14 protein-coding genes are annotated in these 20,318 nt (G+C 69.1%); 7 read left to right on the top strand and 7 right to left on the bottom strand.

Features of this window, described 5'->3' with window-relative positions; translation table 11 throughout:
* Positions 1 to 27: 27 nt before the first annotated feature.
* Complete coding sequence (locus FB390_RS31135; RefSeq protein WP_141812750.1) at positions 28 to 552, bottom strand: ribonuclease FAU-1 family protein; 525 nt, start codon at positions 550 to 552, stop codon at positions 28 to 30.
* A 317-nt stretch (positions 553 to 869) separates the two neighbouring features.
* Between FB390_RS31135 and uvrB the strand changes: the two genes are divergently transcribed.
* A complete protein-coding gene (gene uvrB, locus FB390_RS31140; RefSeq protein WP_141812751.1) occupies positions 870 to 3,035 on the top strand; it encodes an excinuclease ABC subunit UvrB in 2,166 nt (721 codons plus the stop codon).
* Positions 3,036 to 3,059: 24 nt separating this feature from the next.
* Here the strand turns inward: uvrB and FB390_RS31145 are convergent, their stop codons facing one another.
* A complete protein-coding gene (locus FB390_RS31145) occupies positions 3,060 to 3,530 on the bottom strand; it encodes a VOC family protein (protein ID WP_141812752.1) in 471 nt (156 codons plus the stop codon).
* Between the two features lie 70 nt (positions 3,531 to 3,600).
* Here FB390_RS31145 and FB390_RS31150 point away from each other — a divergent pair, with 70 nt between their 5' ends.
* Together FB390_RS31150 and FB390_RS31155 are read left to right on the top strand one after the other, a co-directional pair.
* Positions 3,601 to 4,470, top strand: coding sequence for a helix-turn-helix transcriptional regulator (locus FB390_RS31150; protein WP_141812753.1), 870 nt, complete (start codon positions 3,601 to 3,603; stop codon positions 4,468 to 4,470).
* Between the two features lie 417 nt (positions 4,471 to 4,887).
* On the top strand, positions 4,888 to 5,340 hold the full coding sequence (locus FB390_RS31155; RefSeq protein ID WP_141812754.1) for a universal stress protein: 453 nt from the start codon (positions 4,888 to 4,890) through the stop codon (positions 5,338 to 5,340).
* Positions 5,341 to 5,563: 223 nt separating this feature from the next.
* Here the strand turns inward: FB390_RS31155 and FB390_RS31160 are convergent, their stop codons facing one another.
* The 3 genes from FB390_RS31160 to FB390_RS31170 all read right to left on the bottom strand — a co-directional run bounded on the left by FB390_RS31160 (position 5,564) and on the right by FB390_RS31170 (position 9,635).
* On the bottom strand, positions 5,564 to 7,858 hold the full coding sequence (locus FB390_RS31160) for a HelD family protein (RefSeq protein WP_246124489.1): 2,295 nt from the start codon (positions 7,856 to 7,858) through the stop codon (positions 5,564 to 5,566).
* 78 nt (positions 7,859 to 7,936) lie between these two features.
* Positions 7,937 to 8,284 carry an antibiotic biosynthesis monooxygenase family protein gene (locus FB390_RS31165; protein WP_141812755.1) on the bottom strand — a complete coding sequence of 116 codons (348 nt, stop codon included), beginning with the start codon at positions 8,282 to 8,284 and terminating at the stop codon, positions 7,937 to 7,939.
* Between the two features lie 10 nt (positions 8,285 to 8,294).
* The gene (locus tag FB390_RS31170) at positions 8,295 to 9,635 is read right to left on the bottom strand and encodes a diguanylate cyclase domain-containing protein (protein WP_246124490.1); all 1,341 of its coding nucleotides are present in this window, start codon (positions 9,633 to 9,635) and stop codon (positions 8,295 to 8,297) included.
* 261 nt (positions 9,636 to 9,896) lie between these two features.
* Here FB390_RS31170 and FB390_RS31175 point away from each other — a divergent pair, with 261 nt between their 5' ends.
* Positions 9,897 to 11,045, top strand: coding sequence for a beta-ketoacyl synthase N-terminal-like domain-containing protein (locus FB390_RS31175; RefSeq protein ID WP_141812757.1), 1,149 nt, complete (start codon positions 9,897 to 9,899; stop codon positions 11,043 to 11,045).
* 13 nt (positions 11,046 to 11,058) lie between these two features.
* On the opposite strand, the gene FB390_RS31180 is transcribed toward FB390_RS31175, so the two are convergent.
* Positions 11,059 to 12,798, bottom strand: coding sequence for a sensor histidine kinase (locus FB390_RS31180; protein ID WP_141812758.1), 1,740 nt, complete (start codon positions 12,796 to 12,798; stop codon positions 11,059 to 11,061).
* Positions 12,799 to 12,936: 138 nt separating this feature from the next.
* Here FB390_RS31180 and FB390_RS31185 point away from each other — a divergent pair, with 138 nt between their 5' ends.
* Entirely contained in the window at positions 12,937 to 13,728 is a 792-nt protein-coding gene (locus FB390_RS31185) for a sigma 54 modulation/S30EA ribosomal C-terminal domain-containing protein (RefSeq protein ID WP_141812759.1), read from the top strand.
* An 88-nt stretch (positions 13,729 to 13,816) separates the two neighbouring features.
* Here the strand turns inward: FB390_RS31185 and FB390_RS31190 are convergent, their stop codons facing one another.
* A complete protein-coding gene (locus tag FB390_RS31190; RefSeq protein ID WP_141812760.1) occupies positions 13,817 to 14,449 on the bottom strand; it encodes a response regulator in 633 nt (210 codons plus the stop codon).
* Between the two features lie 230 nt (positions 14,450 to 14,679).
* On the opposite strand from FB390_RS31190, the gene FB390_RS31195 reads away from it, so the two are divergent.
* Both FB390_RS31195 and uvrA read left to right on the top strand, forming a co-directional pair.
* A complete protein-coding gene (locus tag FB390_RS31195; protein ID WP_141812761.1) occupies positions 14,680 to 16,764 on the top strand; it encodes an amylo-alpha-1,6-glucosidase in 2,085 nt (694 codons plus the stop codon).
* 127 nt (positions 16,765 to 16,891) lie between these two features.
* Positions 16,892 to 19,942, top strand: a complete 3,051-nt coding sequence (uvrA, locus tag FB390_RS31200; protein ID WP_141812762.1) for an excinuclease ABC subunit UvrA — start codon at positions 16,892 to 16,894, stop codon at positions 19,940 to 19,942.
* The last annotated feature ends 376 nt before the right edge of the window (positions 19,943 to 20,318 follow it).

Genomic DNA, 20,318 nt, shown 5'->3' on the forward strand with positions numbered 1-20,318 from the left:
CGGCGTTTTGCGGTCGGGTCGCGGCGGTCAGAGCCAGGTCAGCTCGATGTCGTAGGTGGCGAGCCAGTCGTCGAGGGAGTGGCCGTGCTTGGCGATGCCGTCGATCGCGGCGGTCGCGTGCTGGATGGCGGCCTCCGCCTCGGCCGCGCCGATCAGGCCCGCGGCGTGCGCGGCGAGCAGTTCGTCCACGTCGAGCAGGATCGTCTCGCGCTGCGAGCGCACCACGATGTCGAGGTAGTGGTCGACCGACCGCCACTTCTTCGGTTCGATCCTGGTGAACTCGCCGAGATCGAGGTAGTAGTCCTGGTCGCGCCGATGCGCGGGGTTGTAGTGGAAAACCGTTGCGCGCAGGCCGAGTTCGGGCAACAGCCAGGACTCCATGTAGTGGAACTGCGGGTGGTCGGCGGTGCGCGCCATGTACAGGCCCCACGGTTCGACGCGATAGCGCTCGACCGGACGCACGAACCCCTTGGGGTCCGTGTTGGTCAGGCTCGCGACATCGAAGTACTCGACCTTGGGTCGGTGCACGTTCACTGCTGGTGCCTGTGTCATGCAGTCAGAATCTACCGTCCCGGCCGTTCCGTCGAGTCCTGCGCGCGTGCGGGTGGTCGATGCGACGGATTCGACGCGCGGCCGCGGTCGAAGCAGGTGGCGGCCGGTAATTGAAAATTGAAATTACAGGATTTGCCAACCGATAACTGTGGTCGATATCCTGGACCGCGGCCCAGGCAAGAGTGTTCCGTTCGGTTTCCGCTCCGCCGGGAGTGGGGCCGAGCAGGAGGGGAGTTCGGCCCCACTCGAAGGCCCCCCGCGTGCGCCGGGTCACCGAGCCGCGAAATCTGTCGGTGCCTGCGCCTACGCTGGTTGTCATGGCTTTCGCTACCGAGATTCCCGCCGAGGGCGAGACCCCGCTCGCCCATTCGGAGTTCCGTCCCGTCGGCGCCATCGAGCGCACCGAGGGACAGTTCCAGGTGGTCAGCGAGCACCAGCCGGCGGGCGATCAGCCCGCGGCCATCGCGGAGCTGGAGCGCAGGATCAAGGCGGGCGAGCGCGACGTGGTCCTGCTCGGCGCCACCGGCACCGGCAAGTCGGCCACCACGGCGTGGCTCATCGAGAAGTTGCAGCGCCCGACCTTGGTGATGGCGCCGAACAAGACGCTCGCCGCGCAGCTGGCCAACGAGTTGCGCGAGATGTTGCCGCACAACGCGGTCGAGTACTTCGTCTCGTACTACGACTACTACCAACCCGAGGCGTACATCGCCCAGACCGACACCTACATCGAGAAGGACAGCTCGATCAACGACGACGTGGAGCGGCTGCGCCACTCGGCGACCTCGAGTCTGCTGTCCCGGCGCGACGTGGTGGTGGTCGCTTCGGTGTCCTGCATCTACGGCCTCGGCACGCCGCAGTCCTACCTGGACCGCTCGGTGCAGCTCGAGGTCGGCAGCGAGATCGACCGGGACGCGCTGCTCCGGCTGCTCGTCGACGTGCAGTACACCCGCAACGACCTGTCGTTCACCCGCGGCTCGTTCCGCGTCCGCGGCGACACCGTCGAGATCATCCCGTCCTACGAGGAGCTCGCGGTGCGCATCGAGTTCTTCGGCGACGAGATCGAGGAGCTCTACTATCTGCACCCGCTGACCGGCGACGTGGTGCGCAAGGTGGACATGGTGCGGATCTTCCCGGCCACCCACTACGTGGCCGGGCCCGAACGCATGGAGCGCGCGACCCGCGACATCGAACAGGAGCTCGAGGAGCGCCTGGCCGAGTTCGAGCGCCAGGGCAAGCTGCTGGAGGCGCAGCGGCTGCGCATGCGCACCCAGTACGACCTGGAGATGATCCGGCAAGTCGGGTTCTGCTCCGGCATCGAGAACTACTCGCGCCACATCGACGGCCGCCCGGCCGGGTCGGCCCCCGCGACGCTGCTCGACTACTTCCCCGAGGACTTCCTGCTCGTCATCGACGAGTCGCACGTCACCGTGCCGCAGATCGGCGGCATGTACGAGGGCGACATGTCGCGCAAACGGAATCTCGTCGAGTACGGCTTCCGGCTGCCGTCCGCGATCGACAACCGCCCGCTCACCTGGGAGGAGTTCGCCGATCGCATCGGGCAGACGGTCTACCTTTCCGCGACCCCGGGCCCGTACGAGCTGGGGCAGGCGGGTGGCGAGGTGGTCGAGCAGGTCATCCGCCCGACCGGCCTGGTCGATCCGCAGGTGGTGGTGAAGCCGACCAAGGGGCAGATCGACGACCTGGTGCACGAGATCCGGCAGCGCACCGACCGGGACGAGCGGGTGCTGGTCACCACCTTGACCAAGAAGATGGCCGAGGACCTCACCGATTACCTGCTCGGGCTCGGCGTGCGGGTGCGTTACCTGCACTCGGAGATCGACACGTTGCGCCGCGTCGAGTTGCTGCGCCAGCTGCGCCTCGGCGAGTACGACGTGCTCGTCGGCATCAACCTGCTGCGCGAGGGCCTCGACCTGCCGGAGGTGTCGCTGGTCGCCATCCTGGACGCCGACAAGGAGGGCTTCCTGCGTAGCAGCACCAGCCTCATCCAGACCATCGGCCGCGCGGCCCGCAACGTCTCCGGCGAGGTGCACATGTACGCCGACACCGTCACCGACTCCATGCGCCACGCGATCGAGGAGACCGAGCGGCGCAGGGCCAAGCAGATCGCCTACAACGAGCAGATGGGCATCGACCCGAAGCCGTTGCGCAAGAAGATCGCCGACATCCTGGACCAGGTGTACCGGGAGGCCGACGAGGTCGAGGTCGGCGGCTCCGGTCGCAACGCCAGCCGTGGCAGGCGGGCACAGGGCGAACCAGGGCGCGCGGTCAGCGCGGGCGTCTTCGAGGGCCGCGACATCAAGTCGATGCCGCGCGCCGAACTCGCCGACCTGGTCGGCGAACTCACCGCGCAGATGATGAACGCGGCCCGCGAGCTGCAGTTCGAGCTGGCGGGCAGGCTGCGCGACGAGATCGCCGACCTGAAGAAGGAACTGCGCGGCATGGACGCCGCCGGACTGAGCTGAGTCGGGATGGCGTCCGTCGCGGCGTCAGCTCTGCGAGGCCATCCACTCCTCGATGCGGCGCTGGGCCTCCTCGTGCGGGACGTCCTCGACCCGGGTCATCACCGCCCACCGATGACCGAACGGGTCGATCACGACGCCGAAGCGGTCGCCGGTGACGAAGGTCTGCGGCTCCTCGGCGCTGCGGGCGCCGTGCTCGATCGCGCGCTGGACGACGGCGTCTACGTCGGGGCAGTAGTGCACGATCGAGGTGTGCACCCACTCGCCGTTCGGGGCCTGAACACCGTTGGCGGGCATGGGCATACCGAGTTGCAGCGTCGAGTCGCCGATCTGGAGTTCGGCGTGCGCGGGCTGCCCGTCGGGCAGATCGTTGCGGCTGAGCACCTTCGCGCCGAAGACCGCGGAGTAGAACTCGATGGCCTTGTTCGCGTCGGCGACCGCGAGGAAACAGGTGATCGAGTGGTAGCCGGAGGGGATGGGGTTCACCGATGTCGTCATGACTTCGACTCTGTCAGGGCGGTCGCGCCCGATCTTGTAAGAAAGCGACAACCTCCGGGGAGGGCGCGCGATGGTCGCTGACGAACGGACGCCGCTGGACAGCGAGAAGGGAATCCTGCACCCGCGGGAGCAGTCTCGGCATCGCAGCCTGAAACGGCTCGAGCCCGGGCCGCGGGTCGGCGAGTTCGTGGACTGGTACTGGGTCGTGCACTGGGATTTGCGCGATCGCCCGCCGTACGTCGCCGAGGTGCTGTCGTTCCCGTGCGTGAACATCACCTTCGAACACTCCGCGCACCGTGTCGGCGGCTTCGTGACCGGAGTGTGCACCGCCAAGTACACCCGCGAGCTGACAGGCCGCGGGCTGACCTTCGGCGCACGGTTTCGCGCGGGCGGGTTCGGCGCCTTCACCGGCATGGACGTCGGTTCTCTCCGCGATCGCTCCCTGCCGATCACCGAGGTGTTCCCGGACGCCGAGGGGCTCGCCGAACGGGTGCTGGCCGCCGAATCCGACGAGGACCGACGCGTGCTGATCGAGGATTTCCTCGCGCCGCGCGCGGGCGGCGAGGATCCCACCTTCCAGCTGGTGACGCGCATCGTGCACGCCATGGAGCACGACCGCGCGCTCACCAGGGTGGACCAGATCACCGAGCGCTTCGGGGTTCCGGTGCGCACCCTGCAGCGGATGTTCCGTCGCTACGTCGGCGCGGGCCCGAAATGGGTGCTTCGCCGCTATCGGCTGCAGGATGGCGCGGATCTGCTCGCCAAGGGCTGGGTCGGGGATTTGGCCGCGCTCGCTGTCGAACTGGGCTATTTCGATCAGGCGCATTTCTCTCGTGAGTTCACCGCGGAGATCGGAATGGCGCCGCTGGAGTACGCGAGGCATTCGCTGCGCACGGCGTCCGATTTGGTCGGTGCGACGGCCGGTGAATCCCGCCGATAAGCGAATATTCGGAGGGGCGCGGAGGCCACGATGCGCGGGCGAGCCGCCGCGGCAAGACCCAACACAACTGGTCAAGAGCTCAGCGGGGGTAGGCGCCGAGGCGCCGCGCGGCGGTGTGGCGCACGCCGCGCGACGGTATCCTGTGATGAATATCCCAGGCGCGCAAGAACGTTCATGGTGGTTGTGAAGAATCACAGGATTATCCGCGAGAAATTGAATCCACGCAGGTCGCCAAGGCTCCACCGCATTCGGTGATCGAACGCCGGAGCGAAAAGCCCGGCATGGGCGAGTGTGATGTGTTGCGATTTCTGCTGTTTCCGCCCGGATAGCGGCTATGGTCGAGCGCAGTCGCCGCGCCGGTGCCCGACTTGCTGGGACGCTGGACGTCGGCACCCGACCCGCACAGTTGGAGGAGAAATGACCGCCTACCGGACCATTGTCGTCGGTACCGATGGATCGGAGTCGTCGTACAAGGCCGTCGAGAAGGCTGCGGCACTGGCTGGCGATGCCGGCTCCACCCTGATCGTGGCTTGCGCCTACTATCCGACCGACGACCGTGACGTCGCCGCCGCGGCGGACGTGCTCAAGGACGAGGCCTACCAGGTGCGCGGTTCCGCCCCGACCAACGAGATCCTGCGCACTGCCAGGGACAAGGCGACGGCCGCGGGCGCCAAGGAGATCGTCGAGCGCGCCATCGTCGGTGAGCCGGTGGAGTCGCTGCTCAACCTGATCAAGGAGACCCAGGCCGATCTGCTGGTCGTCGGTAACCGGGGCCTGAACACCCTGGCCGGCCGCCTGCTCGGCTCGGTGCCCTCCGATGTGGCGCGCAAGTCTCGCACGGACGTGCTCATCGTGCACACCGTCCGGTAGGCGTACCTCCGCCTTCGCGCTCTGACCGTGCGCGGGCTGAGGGCGGACTTCGTCCGACAGCACGCCCGAGAGCCTCTGCGGAAGCTCCGTATCGCCCGTTCGGGTGCGGTGCGGAGCTTTCGTGCGTTCGGCGGTCGCGTCGAAGCGTGGTCGCCGAGGCGGGGCCCGGTGGTCGCCGCCCGGCGAAGCGGACGACGACCCCCTGCCGGCTCCAGCTTTCAGATCAACCCAGCGCCGCCAACACCTCCGGCAGATCCTCGCTGTGCACCACCGTGAGCCGTTGGGTGGCGCGGGTCAGCGCCACATACAGATCGTTCATCCCGCGCGGCGATTCCGCGAGAATTCGCGCGGGCTCCACCAGGAACACCGCGTCGAACTCCAGGCCCTTGACGTCGTGCACCGTCAGTACTCGCACCGACTCCCCGGCGAGGTCGGCCAGCTCGCCGACCAGCGGGTGCGGCGCGATCACCGCGGTGGTGCCCGGCCCCTGCTCGGCGGCCACCAAACGCCCTACCGCGCTGGACAATTCGGCCACGTCGACCCGGTGCGCCAGCGGCGGATTCCCGGTCTCGCGGACCGAACGCGGCGCTTTGGCCTCCGGGTCGATCACCGCGAGCACATCCGCGGCGACCGCCATGATCTCGGCGGGCGTGCGGTAGTTCACCGTCAGCTCGGTGCGCTTCCAGCGTTGCGCCACATAGGGTTCCAGCATCCGCTGCCAGGACGAGGCGCCCGCAGGGTCGCCGGTCTGGGCCACGTCGCCGACGACGGTGACCCAGCGGTTCGGGATGCGCCGCATCACCATGCGCCACGCCATCTCCGAGAGCTCCTGCGCCTCGTCCACGATGACGTGCCCGTAGGTCCAGGTGCGGTCGCCCGCCGCGCGTTCGGCGGTGGTCTGCCTGGCGCGCACGTCCTGGCGCTCGGCCAGCTGGCTCGCGTCGATCAGGTCGTAGGCCATCAGGATCTCCGGATCGAGTTCGTCCTCGAGATCCTGCGGCGCCGAGCCGGTGAGGATGTCCAGCGCGTCCTGCGCCTCGGCCAGCTGCGCGCGCCAGCGGCGGCGGGACCGCTCCCGCTCCTCGGTGTCGTCCACGCCGAGCAGCTCGGCGAGTTCGTCGAGCAGGGGCGCGTCGGCGGCGCTGAACTCGCCGTCGTCGGGGCGGACCAGTTCCGCACGATCCTCAGGGCTCAGGCTCGCCGCCGCGCGGTCCAGCCGCGCCGGGTCGGCCAGCAGATCGGCAAGCACCTCCTGCGGTGACAGAATCGGCCACAGCCGCCCGATGGCCGCCTGCACGCCGGGATCGGACTTCATCTCGTCGCGGATCTCGGCGAGGTCGGTGCGGCTCAGCAGGCTCGGCCCGCCCGAGAGATCGGCGCCCATGGTCTGGGCCAGCTGATCGGTGAGCGCGTCGATCACCGAGCTCGCGAAGATGGGCCGGGCCAGGTTGTGCGGGCGGCGCGAGGACCGGGCCCGGCCGCGCGCCTTGGTCGCGATCTTCTTGTCCAGCGTCACCGGGTAGCCGTCGAAGCTCAGCCGGATCGGTTCGGCAGGCACCTCCTGCCGGTCGCGGACCGCCTGCTTGAGTACCTCGAGAATGCTCAGCGCGCCCTTGATCTGGCCGGCGCGCAGCGAATCCTCGCGGGTCGCCTTCACGCCGGGGTAGAGGTCGCCGATGGTGGACAGCAGCACGCCGGTCTCGCCGAGGGAGGGCAGCACCTGACCGATGTAGTCGAGGAAGGTCGCGTTCGGTCCGATGATCAGCACGCCGCTCTTGGCCAGCTGCTGGCGATAGGTGTAGAGCAGGTAGGCCGCGCGGTGCAGCGCGACCGCGGTCTTGCCGGTGCCCGGCCCGCCCTGGACCACGAGCACGCTCTTGTGCTCGGAGCGGATGATCGCGTCCTGCTCGCTCTGGATGGTCTCGACGATGTCGTTCATGTGGCCCGTCCGGGCCGCGTTGAGCGCCGCGAGCAGCGCGCTCTCGCTGCCGACGCCGCCGTCGGATTCGATCGTGCCCGCCTGGTCGGCGGCCGCGAGGTCCAGGTATTCGTCGTTGACCGCGGTGACCCGCCGGTTGCGGGTGCGGATGTGGCGGCGCCGGGTCACGCCGTCCGGCGTCGCGGTGGTCGCCAGGTAGAACGGGCGGGCCAGCGGCGCGCGCCAGTCCAGCAGCAGGGTGGCGTAGTCGTCCTTCTCGTCCAGGATGCCGAGGCGCCCGATGTAGCGCGGCTCGTCACCGTCGAGGTCGATGCGGCCGAAACACAGGCCGTGCTCGGCCGCGTCGTACTTGGCCAGATCCTCGGAGTAGAGCTGGGTGAACGACTCGCGCTCGCTGCGCGCCTGCGGGGTGCCTCCGGTCTCCAGCAGCACGGTGCGCAGCCGGTTCTTGGCGTACTCGCGCATACCGTCGAGCCGCTCGTAGAGCACCGAGAGGTACGCCTGTTCTTTGTCGATTTCGCGGGGCCGCTCGACCGCACCGTCGGTGACGGCACGGTCGTGGGCGAGGCGGTCGGGCAAACTGGACTCCTTGTCACCGCGAAGGGGCGAACGCGCGCGCCGATCCCGCGCGCACGTCGGAAAACAGAGTTGTCGAGTCTACTGCGAGTTCGGCGCACCTGCCGTAACCGCAGGTGGGGCCACCGAAACCGGCTCAGTGCGCACCGGCTCGAAGTGCTGTACCACCGGGAACGGTTCGTAGAAATGGTGCAGCAGCGCCTTCCAGCGCTCGTACTCCGGCGACCGCCGGAAGCCGTCCACGTGGTCGCTCAGCCGCTCCCACTCCACCAGCAGCAGATAGGTGCCCGGCGCCTCGACGCAGCGCGAGAGCGACAGCGAGCGGAAGCCGGGCATGCTCGCGATGAGCGGCCGCGCCTCGGCGAAGGCGGCTTCGAAGGCGGCGGTCAGTTCCGGCCGGACCGGCAGCAGGGCGTGTTCGACGATCATGCGGTGACTTTCAGGACGCGTGCGTGTTGTTGGTGCGGCCCTTGGCGACACCGGTGTCGCGCTGGCCGGGCGGCTTGGCCTGGTACATGGCGACATCGGCGTCGTGCAGCACGGCCTCGGGAGTGCGGTGGTCGCCGGGGGTGAGTTCGGTGACGCCGACCGAGGCGTCGACCGCGATGCGGTGCCCGCGCGCGATGATCGGCTCGGACATGGTGGAGCGCAGCCGGTTGACGAGCGCGTCCAGGTCGACCCGCCGGGTGCGGCCGGAGAGCAGGACGAGGAACTCGTCGCCGCCGAGCCGCCCGACCAGGTCGTCGGCGCGCAGCGCGCGTTGCAACCGCTGCGCGACGATCTGCAACACCGTGTCGCCGATGGCGTGGCCGAGGGTGTCGTTGATCGCCTTGAACCCGTCCAGGTCGATGAACAGCACCGTCGAGTAGGGCAGGTCCTCGCTGGTGGCCAGCGCGTTGGCCAGCTGCGACAGGATCAGCGAGCGGTTGGCCAGGCCGGTCAGCGAGTCGTGCGTCGCCTGGTACTCCAATTGCCGTCGGCTGGCGCGGAATTCGGTGATGTCGGCGAAGGAGGAGACGGCAGGGGAGTCCGGGTCGCCGGGGTTGAGCAGCCTGCTGCTGCCCGAGAGCCAGCGCCGCTGCCCGTCCCTGCGGTCGACGCCGAAGATGTAGCCGGTGATGGTCTCGCCGGTGGCCAGGGTGCGCGCCATCGGATGCCTGCTGGGCGGCAGCGGCTGGGCGTTGGCGTCGAGCAGCACCATCGGTAGCTCGTCGATGGTGCGCCCGACGAGGTCGCCGTGGCGTTCGTCGCCGCCGAAGATGCGGTGCGCCGCGGGGTTCGCCGACTCGATGCGTCCGCCACGATCGATGACGACCACGCCCTCCTCCAGCTGGGAGACCACGGTGGTGAAGTGCTGCTCGGCGCGGCGCTGGGCGTCCTCGGCGGCGCGCTGCGCGGTCAGATCGTGGATGACCACCTGGTAGGCGAAGTGATCGTGCCAGGGGATGAGCACCGAGACCGTCTCGACCGGCACCGTCTCGCCGTCGGTGCGCAACAACAGCATCTCGGTGGGCACCGAAGCGGTGCCCGTGCTGGTGAGCAGCTCGATGCGTTCCCGCATGGCGGGGATCGAGTCGGGGTGGACGAATCGGGTGAGCGGCAGGCCGACGACCTCGTCGGCGCTACGGGCGGCGAGCAGCCGGACGGTGGCCTGGTTGACGTAGACGACGATGCCGTTCTCGTGCACGCAGATACCGTCCGGCGTGTGCTCGATCAGCGATCGGTAGCGCTGCGCCAGTTGTTCGGCGTCGACGACGCCGCCCGTCGTCTCCTCACCCACTCGCAAACCCCCGATCGTCGACCGACCTATGGCCATTGGAACATGGGATTATTCTGGTGTCGACGCGCGCGAGATCACAGCGTCGACGCACTTGCTTCGATCACGGTTCGAGCACTTCGTCGGGCTCCTACCGGTGATCATTACAGACTCCGGTTCCTTGGGAACAGGGTGGACCGAGGGTTGTCCGGCCCGGGGATCCGGTGAAGGAGCGATGCCATGCCGGGCGCCAATCCGGAGCACAGAGTTCGGTACCGAGATCGTATGTCCATCGCCGGGGTCGGCGCTGTGACCGGATACGGATGGGGTCGCGAGGCCCTGTGGCAGGGGCTGCTCAGCGGTAAATCCGCGGCTCAGCTACAACCCGGGTACGGGCCGGGCCGCGACGAGCACGCCTGGGTCTCGCTGGTGCCCGACGGCGGCGACCACGCGGTGAGCACCAGTCGCTACGGCCGCGCGATGCACGAATCCGCCCGCGAGGCGATCGCCGACGCCCGCGAACGCGGCTGGCGACCGGGGCGCACGGTGGGCCTGCTGCACGCGATCGTGCTGGGCGACGTGGTGAACTGGCGCGACTTCTACCAGGTCGATGAGGGGCATCGCCGCTCCCGCGACTATCTGCGGCTGCTGCCGTCCACCCCGATCTCGGTGCTGATGCAGGAGTTCGGCTTCCACGGTCCGTCGATGAACGTGTCGGCGGCGTGCAGTTCGGCCAACGTCGCGCTGATCACCGCGAAGCTCTGGCTCGACAGCGGCATCGCCGACGACGTGCTCTGCGTGGCCACCGACATGTCGGCGACGCCGGACATGGTGGAGCATTTCGTCCGCCTCGGCGCCGCGATAACCGACGCCGAACCGCTCGAGGCGTGCCGCCCGTTCCAGGAGGGCAGCCGCGGCTTCGGCTTCGCCGAGGCGTCCGTGGCGTTCGTGCTGACCCGCGAGGTCGAGCGGCCCTATGCGACCGTGCTCGGCGGCGGCATGACCAACGACGGCTACCACGTGGTGTCGGTGGAGCCGGAGCACGCGCAGATCATCGACTGCGCGCACCGCGCGCTGGCCCAAGCGGGCGTGGCGGCGGGCGACATCGCGTACTTCAACGCGCACGGCACCGGAACGCGGCAATGCGAAACGGCCGAGCGCGATCTGGTCGCGCGGGTGTTCGGCGATCGCCCGCACGTGTACGGACTCAAACCGCTCACCGGGCACAGTCAGGGCGCCGCGGCGGGTGTGGAAGTGGCCGTCGCGGCCATGGCCTACGAGCGCGGGGTGCTGCCCGCTCCGCCGATCGTGGCCTCGGCGCACCCGCGGCTGCTGGACGGCCCGACGCCGTTCGACGGGGGTCTCACCCTGAAGTCGTCGCTCGGTATGGGCGGGCACAATTCGATGCTGGTGCTCGGTCCACCGGGAATCTGAGATCTGCCCGGCGTCAATCCGCGGGCAGCGGCACCGACCAACGTAGTCGCGTCCCGGGCAGTCCCGCCTCCTCGCCGGACCGGCCTGCCGGACTCACCGTGAAGCTGCCGTCGGACTTCTCGGCCCGCTGCTCCAGATTCCGCAGCCCGCTGCGGATGACGTGATTCGGCACGCCCCAACCGTTGTCGGTGACCACGATCGTCAGATCGTCGGCCACGCTGATCTCCACCGCGATGGTGTCGGCGCCCGAGTGCCGCACCGCGTTGCTCACCGCCTCGCGCACCACCGCCTCGGCGTGGTCGGCGAGTTCGGCCTCCAGCACGGAGAGCGGACCGGTCACCTGGACGGTGGCCTTGAGCGTGGTCTCGGCCGTCTGCTGGCGCACCGCGCGCTCGATGCGCTGTTGCAATCCCGCGCTGTGCCCGTCGCCGCCGTGCAGGTCGAAGATCGACGTGCGGATCTCTTGGACGACCTCCTGCAACTCGTTGATCGAGGTCGACAACCGTTGGCGCACTTCGGGAACCACCGCCTTCGGCAGCGAACCCTGCAAGGTCAGGCCGATCGCGAACAGCCGCTGGATCACGTGATCGTGCAGATCGCGGGCGATGCGGTCGCGGTCGGCGAGGATGTCGAGCTCGCGCATCCGCCGCTGGGTGTCGGCCAGGTGCATGGCCAGCGCGGCCTGGTCGGTGAACGCGGCGGTGAGTTCGACGAGTTCGTCGGCGTAGGGCGCGGATCCGCTGGGACGCACCGCGACCAGCACGCCGAGCGTGGCGTCCGGTGTGCACAGCGGCAGGATCAGCGCGGGCCCCACATCGGCCAGCGGCACACCGAGATCGATGCGGGCCGCGTCGTCGAAGCGCAGCGGCGTGCGCCGGGTGAACGCCTCGCCCAGCGCGGTGCCCTCCGTCGAAGCGAGCCAACCCTCGTGTCCCGTGCCGGGACCCGACCACTGGGTGAGCACGAGTTCGCCGATCTCGCCCGGTGTTCCGTGCTCGTCGAGTCCGGCGAGGAAGCAGCGGTCCGAACCGGTCAGCGTGCGCGCGTGATCCACCACGTGCGCGAGGACACGCTCGGATTCGGTGCCCGCGAGGAATTCGGTGGCGATGTCGCGGGTGGCCTCGATCCAGACCTGCCTGGTGCGGGCCGATTCGTAGAGGCGCGCGTTGTCGACGGCGATGCCCGCCGCGGCGGCCAGCGCCTGCACCAGCACGTCGTCGTCCTCGGTGAACGGTTGTCCGCCCGCCTTTTCGGTGAGGTACAGGCTGCCGAACACCTCGTCGCGGATGCGCACCGGCACGCCGAGGAAGGTGTGCATGGGCGGATGTCCCGGCGGGAACCCCACGGACTCGACATGTTCGGTGAGGTCGTCCAGCCGCAGCGGTTTCGGGCGATTGAACACCACACCGAGCACGCCGTGTCCGGCGGGCAGCCGGCCGATGCGCTGCCGGACCACCTCGTCCATGCCCTCGTCGATGAACTGGACCACCTGCCGGTCGTGCCCGCGCACCGCGAGCGCGCCGTATCGGGCGTCGACCAGGCTGGTCGCGGTGCGGACGATGGCGCGCAGCGTGTCGTCCAGATCGAGGCCGGAGGTGACGGTGAGCATCGCCTCGACGAGACCGTCCATCCGGTCGCGCGAGTCGATGATCAGCTCGACGCGCTCCTTCACTTCGCTGAGCAATTCGCGCAGGCGCAGTTGCGAGAGCGTGTCGCGTACCGAGTACAGGCCGTTACCGCTGTCTTCGGTCATGTCGGTTCCTGTTCGGGTGGGCGCGTGAACAGCGCTTCAGCCAGTGTAATTCGCGGATCGGGGACTTTCGGCCCTGTTCGCGGCGACGTTGCAGAGGTGGGATAGCGGCACTGGGTGAATTGAGAGTAGAGGTGTCCTATGAATTCGTTGCAATCGTTGTACTCCTCGGAACATTGGTCCAGCGCCGCGGATCCGGAACTGGCGGTGACCACCCGCGGCGCCGTGCCGCCCGCCGACGTGACGCGCGCCGTGCGCGCCATCGGAAGGGTGCTGCGCCGCCACCACTTGGACGTGCCCGCGCGCGTGCGCGTCACCGCCCCACCGGATCTGGACGAACCCACGGTGGTGCAGGCCAACGTGCGGCTGCACGACACACCGACCCGGGTGCAGGTCACCGGCCCGCGCGGGTTCGCGGTGACCTTCGCCGTCGAGCGGCTGGACCGTCAGCTCAGCAGGCTGGCCGCCAATCAGTCTCGGGCGTGGCCTGATCCGGCGCGGCCTTCGCTGGCCAAGGTCACCGAGGAGCGGCCGATCATCCGCCGCAAGAACTGCCCGCTGCTCACCGGAACGCCCAGCGAGGCGACCGCGGTGATGGACGCGATGGACTACGAGGCGTACCTGTTCACCGACGCCGAGACCGGTGAGGACGCCATCGTGCACTGGAGGGACCCGTTCGGCGTGCGACTCGTCCGCCAGTGGACCACGATCACCCCGCTCGAGCGGATCCGGCCGCTGAGCGCGAATTCCCTACCGTTGACGGTGCATTCGGAGCCGAGCCCGCTGCTCAGCGAGTCAGAGGCCGCGACCAGGTTGTGCGGAGCGGGCCTGCCGTTCCTGTTCTTCACCGACGTGGAGACCCGCCGCGGTCACCTGCTCTACCGCCGCTACGACGGGAACCTGACGATCGTCGCGCCCGCCGAGAAGGACTGAACCACAGCACCGTCCGAAGGGCAGCGCCGCTCCTCGGACATGGGCTGGATCGCTCACGGCTCACGGCTCACGGCTCACGGCTCACGGCTCACGGCTCACGCAGGCGCGAGGCCAGCACCGCGGCTTGGGTGCGCCGCTCCATACCCAGCTTGGCCAGCAGCCGCGACACGTAGTTCTTGACCGTCTTCTCGGCGAGGAACATCCGCGCCGCGATCTGCCGGTTCGTCAAACCCTCGCCGAGCAACGCGAGCAGCTTGCGCTCCTGTTCGGTAAGTCCGGCCAGCGGTCCGTCGACCGCGACGCTGTCGCGCAGGCGCGCCTTCAACGCCGTCGCCGCCCGGTTGTCCAGCAGCGAGCGGCCCGCGCCCACGGCCTTGATGGCCTCGGCCAGCTCCATGCCCTTGATGTTCTTGACCACGTAACCCGAAGCGCCCGCGAGGATCGCGTCCAGCATGGCGTGCTCGTCGGTGTAGGAGGTGAGGATCAGGCAACGCAGACCGTCGATTTCGGCGAGCAGGTCGCGGCACAGTTCGATGCCGTTGCCGTCGGGCAGCCGCACGTCGAGCACCGCGACGTCGGGCTGGGCCACCCGGATGCCCGCCATGGCCTGCGCGACATCACCCGCCTCGCCGATCACCGCGAGTTCGGGATCGCTCTCCAGCAGATCGGTCAGCCCTCGCCGGACGATCTCGTGATCGTCGACCAGGAACACCTTGATCACCGCGGCCCCTCCTTGCGCATGGATCCCGCCGCGGGGCCGACCCCGAAATCCCGTCCCAGCGAATATCTGGCGAACGGAACAGGTCGAATTGCCCTGGGCGTATTGATGTTCCGAGTATGCTGGATTTCTGGACCGCACGCGTGGAAGTTGTCGAACGATGGCCGATTCAGCGACACCGCGGAACGCCCCGAGCGCTCCGGCCGATCCCCGGCGCAAGGGCGAGTGACGTCATGGACCCGTGGGGCAGCGGACCCGCGCAACACGGGACGGCGGGCGCGGTCACGCTCGTCGAGGGATCCACGTTCTGCCTCAGCGAATCCGGCGGCGGCATCGAGCCGCGCCGGGCGCAGGGCCTGTTCGTCCGCGACACCAGGGTGCTCTCCCGCTGGCGACTCACCGTGGACGACCAAGCGCCGCAACCGTTGAGCGTGCAGTACGCCGATCCCTACAGCGCCACGCTGCTCGCGCGCACCACGCCGCCACCGGGCCGCGCCGACAGCACGGCGCTGGTGATCGTCGGACGGCATGTCGGCGACGGCATGCGCGAAGACATCACCGTGCGCAACCTTTCCGGCGAACCCATCGACTGCGCGATCGCGCTCGAGGTGGACGCCGATTTCGCGGATCTGTTCGAGGTCAAGGAAGGTCGCGTCGGCGCGGGCCCCGAGACCGAGAACCGGGTGGACGACGGCAGTCTCGAGATCGCGGCGCCCGCGCTCGGTATCGCGGTGGCGGTGCGGGCCGCGGACGCGACGTTCGACGGCCGGCGCCTGCGCTGGTCCGTCCGGCTGCCCGCGCGCGGGTCCTGGTCGACGTGCGTCCAGTACCACCCGCTGCTCGGCTCGGTCGAGGTCACGCCGCGGCACATGTGCGGCAGCTCGATCGCGCACAGCGCGCCCGCCCGGCGGCTGCGCGCCTGGTACGAGAACTCGCCGCGGGTGCGGACCGGCGACCCGACGCTGGCCGCCGTGCTGCGACGCGCCGTCGCCGATCTCGGCGCCCTGCGCATCTTCGATCCGGCGAGTCCCGAGCGCGCGGTGGTCGCGGCGGGCGCGCCGTGGTTCATGGCGCTGTTCGGGCGAGACTCGCTGCTCACCTCGTGGATGGTGCTTCCGGTGGATCGCAGGCTGGCGATCGGCACGTTGCAGAGCCTGGCCGGGCTCCAAGGCGTCCGCGAGCACATCGCCACCGAAGAGCAACCCGGCCGCATCCCGCACGAGATCCGCTTCGGCCGGGCCGCGACGAAACTGCTCGGCGGCGACACGGTGTACTACGGAACAGTCGACGCCACACCGCTTTTCGTCATGGTGCTCGGCGAGCTGCACCGCTGGGGGCTCGACGCCGCCACCCGCGACGAACTGCTGCCGCACGCCGACCGCGCCATCGAGTGGATCCAGCGCTACGGCGACGCCGACGGCGACGGGTTCGTCGAATACCGGCGGGAAGCCGAGCACGGCCTGGAGAACCAGGGCTGGAAGGACTCCTGGGACGGGATCAACTTCGCCGACGGCACGCTGCCGGAGCCGCCCATCGCGCTCGCCGAAGTCCAGGGCTACGTCTACGCCGCGTACCTGGCGCGGGCCGAGCTGGCCGCCGACCTCGGCGACCGGGACACCGCCGACCGGCTGCGCGCCGCGGCCGCCCGGCTCAAGGCCGAGTTCAACACGAAGTTCTGGCTGCCCGAGCGCGGCTGGTACGCCGTCGGCCTGGACCGGGACAAACGGCCGATCGACGCGCTGACCTCGAACATCGGCCACTGTCTGTGGACCGGTATCGTGGACGAGGACAAGGCGGCGCTGGTCGCGGACCGGTTGCTCGCCCCCGACATGTTCACCGGCTGGGGCATCCGAACCCTGTCCAGCGACATGGGCGCCTACAACCCCGTCAGTTATCACAACGGCTCCGTGTGGCCGCACGACAACGCGGTCTGCGCGGCCGGGCTGATGCGCTACGGACTCACCGAGCACGCGACCCGGGTGATCGACGCGGTGCTCGACGCCTCGGTCCGGTTCGGCTACCGGCTGCCCGAACTGTTCTGCGGTTTCGACCGCGCCGAGTTCGACGCGCCGGTGCCGTACCCGACCTCCTGCTCGCCGCAGGCCTGGGCGGCGGCCGCGCCGCTGCTGTTCCTGCGCAGCCTGGTCCGGCTGGAGCCGGGCGCGGGCGCGGCGGAGGTGTCGCCCGCGGTGCCCGAGCGGTATCTGCCGCTGCGGATCAGCGGGCTCCGGGTCGGTTCGGAGGTGTTGACCGTCACGGTGGACGCGCACGGATGGCAGGTCATCGGGCGGTCGGAGGGCACGCGACGGGCGGGCTGACGGCCCCCGCGTGCGGTGTCCGGGCAGCTGGGCGGCCGCTCGGACGAAACTTGTCGGTGCCCCGGCCTAGAGTGGCCAACGGGGGTATGTCTGCACGTCAACACACGATCGAGAAGGGACACACCTGGTGGCGGAACGCCTCACCGTGCGCGGAGCCCGGGAGCACAACCTGAAGGGGGTCGACCTCGATCTGCCCCGTGACAGCCTGATCGTGTTCACCGGACTGTCCGGCTCCGGCAAGTCCAGCCTCGCCTTCGACACCATCTTCGCCGAGGGCCAGCGCCGGTACGTGGAATCGCTGTCGGCATACGCCAGGCAGTTCCTCGGGCAGATGGACAAGCCCGACGTCGACTTCATCGAGGGTCTCTCGCCCGCGGTGTCCATCGATCAGAAGTCCACCAACCGCAACCCGCGCTCCACCGTGGGCACCATCACCGAGGTCTACGACTACCTGCGTCTGCTCTACGCGCGCGCGGGCACCCCGCACTGCCCGGTCTGCGGCGAACTGATCGCCAAGCAGACCCCGCAGCAGATCGTCGACCAGGTGCTGGCCATGGAGGAGGGCACCAAGTTCCAGGTGCTCGCGCCGGTGGTGCGGACACGCAAGGGCGAGTTCGTCGACCTGTTCGACCAGCTCAACTCCCAGGGCTATTCCAGGGTGCGGGTCGACGGCGTGGTGTATCCGCTCACCGATCCGCCGAAGCTGAAGAAGCAGGAGAAGCACGACGTCGAGGTCGTGGTGGACCGGCTCACCGTCAAGCCGACCTCCAAGCAGCGCCTGACCGATTCCATCGAGACCGCGCTGCGCCTGGCCGACGGCATCGTGGTGCTGGACTTCGTCGATCGCGACGAGCACGCGCACGACCGGGAGCGCCGCTTCTCCGAGCGCCTCGCCTGCCCCAACGGCCACCCGCTCGACATCGAGGATCTCGAGCCCCGGTCGTTCTCGTTCAACTCGCCCTACGGCGCCTGCCCCGACTGCACCGGCCTCGGCATCCGCAAGGAGGTCGATCCGGATCTGGTGGTCCCCGATCCCGAGCTCAGCCTCGCCCAGGGCGCCATCGCGCCGTGGTCGCGCGGGCAGACCGCGGAGTACTTCACCCGCCTGCTGTCGGGCCTGGCCGAAGCCATCGGCTTCTCCATGGACACCCCGTGGCGGGAGCTGCCGGTCAAGGCGCGCAAGGCCGTGCTAGAGGGCAGCGCCGACCAGGTGCACGTCTCCTACACCAACCGCTACGGGCGCAAGCGCTCCTACTACGCCGACTTCGAGGGCGTCATGCCGTTCCTGCAGCGGCGCATGGAGAACACCGACTCCGAGCAGATGAAGGAGCACTACGAGGGATACATGCGCGATATCCCGTGCCCCGTCTGCAACGGCGCGCGACTGCGCCCGGAGATCCTCGCCGTCACCATCGCGGCGGGCGCGGAACGCAAGTCCATCGCCGATGTCAGCGACCTGTCGATCGGCGATTGCTCGAAGTTCCTGAACTCGCTGACCCTCGGGGAGCGCGAGGCCGCGATCGCCGGGCAGGTGCTCAAGGAGGTGCAGGCGCGCCTGGGCTTCCTGCTCGACGTCGGCCTGGAGTACCTGACGCTGTCCCGTGCCGCCGCGACCCTGTCCGGCGGTGAGGCGCAGCGCATCCGGCTGGCCACCCAGATCGGCTCCGGCCTGGTCGGCGTGCTGTACGTGCTGGACGAGCCGTCCATCGGTCTGCACCAGCGCGACAACCGGCGACTCATCGAAACCCTCACGCGCCTCAAGAATCTGGGCAACACGCTGATCGTCGTCGAGCACGACGAGGACACCATCCGCGCCTCGGACTGGGTCGTCGACATCGGCCCGCTGGCGGGCGAGCACGGCGGCCGGGTGGTGCACAGCGGCCCGTACCAGGAGTTGCTCACCGACCCCGATTCGCTGACCGGCGCGTACCTTTCGGGCCGCGAGCGCATCGAGGTGCCGATGGTGCGCCGCCCGGTGGACAAGAAGCGCAAGCTCACCGTGGTCGGCGCGACCGAGCACAACCTGAAGGGCATCGACGTCTCCTTCCCGCTCGGCGTGCTCACCTCGGTGACCGGCGTCTCGGGCTCGGGCAAGTCGACGCTGGTCAACGACATCCTGGCCACCGTGCTGGCGAACAAGCTCAACGGCGCACGCCAGGTGCCGGGCAGGCACACCAGGGTCAACGGCCTGGATCACCTGGACAAGCTGGTGCAGGTCGATCAGTCCCCGATCGGCCGGACCCCGCGGTCCAACCCGGCCACCTACACCGGCGTGTTCGACAAGATCAGAACGCTGTTCGCGGCGACCACCGAGGCGAAGGTCCGCGGCTACCAGCCGGGCCGGTTCTCGTTCAACGTCAAGGGCGGCCGCTGCGAGGCGTGCTCCGGCGACGGCACGCTGAAGATCGAGATGAACTTCCTGCCGGACGTGTACGTGCCGTGCGAGGTCTGCCACGGCGCGCGCTACAACCGGGAAACCCTCGAGGTGCACTACAAGGGCAAGACCATCGCCGAGGTGCTGGACATGTCCATCGAGGAGGCCGCCGAGTTCTTCGAGCCGGTCACCTCGATCCATCGCTACCTCAAGACCCTGGTCGACGTCGGCCTCGGCTACGTGCGGCTCGGCCAGAGCGCACCGACGCTGTCCGGCGGCGAGGCGCAGCGCGTGAAGCTGGCGGCGGAGTTGCAGAAGCGCTCCACCGGCCGCACGGTCTACATCCTCGACGAGCCGACCACCGGTCTGCACTTCGAGGACATCCGCAAGCTGCTCGCCGTCATCAACGGTCTGGTCGACAAGGGCAACACCGTCATCGTCATCGAGCACAACCTGGACGTCATCAAGACCTCCGACTGGGTGGTCGACATGGGTCCCGAGGGCGGCTCCGGCGGCGGCACCGTGGTGGCCGAGGGCGTCCCCGAAGACGTCGCGACCGTGCCGAACAGTTACACCGGCCAGTTCCTGAAGGAGGTGCTCGCCCAGCCCGCCGCGACGGCACCGGCCAAGCGGGCCCCGGCGAAGAAGGCGGTGAAGAAGGCGCCGGTCAAGGCGGTTCCGGCGGAGCCGACGGCTGCGAAGCCGACGAAGAAGGCTCCGGCCGAGAAGGCGGCGGCCAAGAAGGCGCCGTCGGAGACGGCGGCGGCGAAGCGGCTCGCCAGGAAGGCCGCCGCGCTGCGCTGATTTCAGTGGGCTCAGTCGACTTCCAAAAGCTGAAGCTGAGCCGACCCGGTAACCGATCGAGTGGCCGCGTCCCGAGGACGCGGCCACTCCTCGTTTCGGTGAGTTGGTTGGCCGGGGCAGTGGCCACAGGCGGTGCCCACGCATTGGGTCCCGGAAACTCGGGCAAAAGTGAAACAGCCGTGTGTAAGATCGGCTCACCGTGTCCGGGCGCGTCCCGGACAGTAACGGTGAGTGCACCGTTCCGCGGCGCTCGAGCGCCCGAAAAACGGTGGGAGAGAAAGGAACACGCCCATGGAAGGCGTCGACATCGCCGCGCTCGTCGCGCAGATTCTCACGTTTCTGAGCAGTGGATCGTCCATCAACTACAACCCGGGCG

Source organism: Nocardia bhagyanarayanae (assembly GCF_006716565.1).
Taxonomy (GTDB): Bacteria; Actinomycetota; Actinomycetes; order Mycobacteriales; family Mycobacteriaceae; genus Nocardia; species Nocardia bhagyanarayanae.

What these genes read in the sequence shown, in the direction of transcription:
- FB390_RS31135 (WP_141812750.1), bottom strand. Translation starts at nt 552, where the DNA reads ATGACACAGGCACCAGCAGTGAACGTGCACCGACCCAAGGTCGAGTAC.
- uvrB (WP_141812751.1), top strand. Translation starts at nt 870, where the DNA reads ATGGCTTTCGCTACCGAGATTCCCGCCGAGGGCGAGACCCCGCTCGCC.
- FB390_RS31145 (WP_141812752.1), bottom strand. Translation starts at nt 3,530, where the DNA reads ATGACGACATCGGTGAACCCCATCCCCTCCGGCTACCACTCGATCACC.
- FB390_RS31150 (WP_141812753.1), top strand. Translation starts at nt 3,601, where the DNA reads ATGGTCGCTGACGAACGGACGCCGCTGGACAGCGAGAAGGGAATCCTG.
- FB390_RS31155 (WP_141812754.1), top strand. Translation starts at nt 4,888, where the DNA reads ATGACCGCCTACCGGACCATTGTCGTCGGTACCGATGGATCGGAGTCG.
- FB390_RS31165 (WP_141812755.1), bottom strand. Translation starts at nt 8,284, where the DNA reads ATGATCGTCGAACACGCCCTGCTGCCGGTCCGGCCGGAACTGACCGCC.
- FB390_RS31175 (WP_141812757.1), top strand. Translation starts at nt 9,897, where the DNA reads ATGTCCATCGCCGGGGTCGGCGCTGTGACCGGATACGGATGGGGTCGC.
- FB390_RS31180 (WP_141812758.1), bottom strand. Translation starts at nt 12,798, where the DNA reads ATGACCGAAGACAGCGGTAACGGCCTGTACTCGGTACGCGACACGCTC.
- FB390_RS31185 (WP_141812759.1), top strand. Translation starts at nt 12,937, where the DNA reads ATGAATTCGTTGCAATCGTTGTACTCCTCGGAACATTGGTCCAGCGCC.
- FB390_RS31195 (WP_141812761.1), top strand. Translation starts at nt 14,680, where the DNA reads ATGGACCCGTGGGGCAGCGGACCCGCGCAACACGGGACGGCGGGCGCG.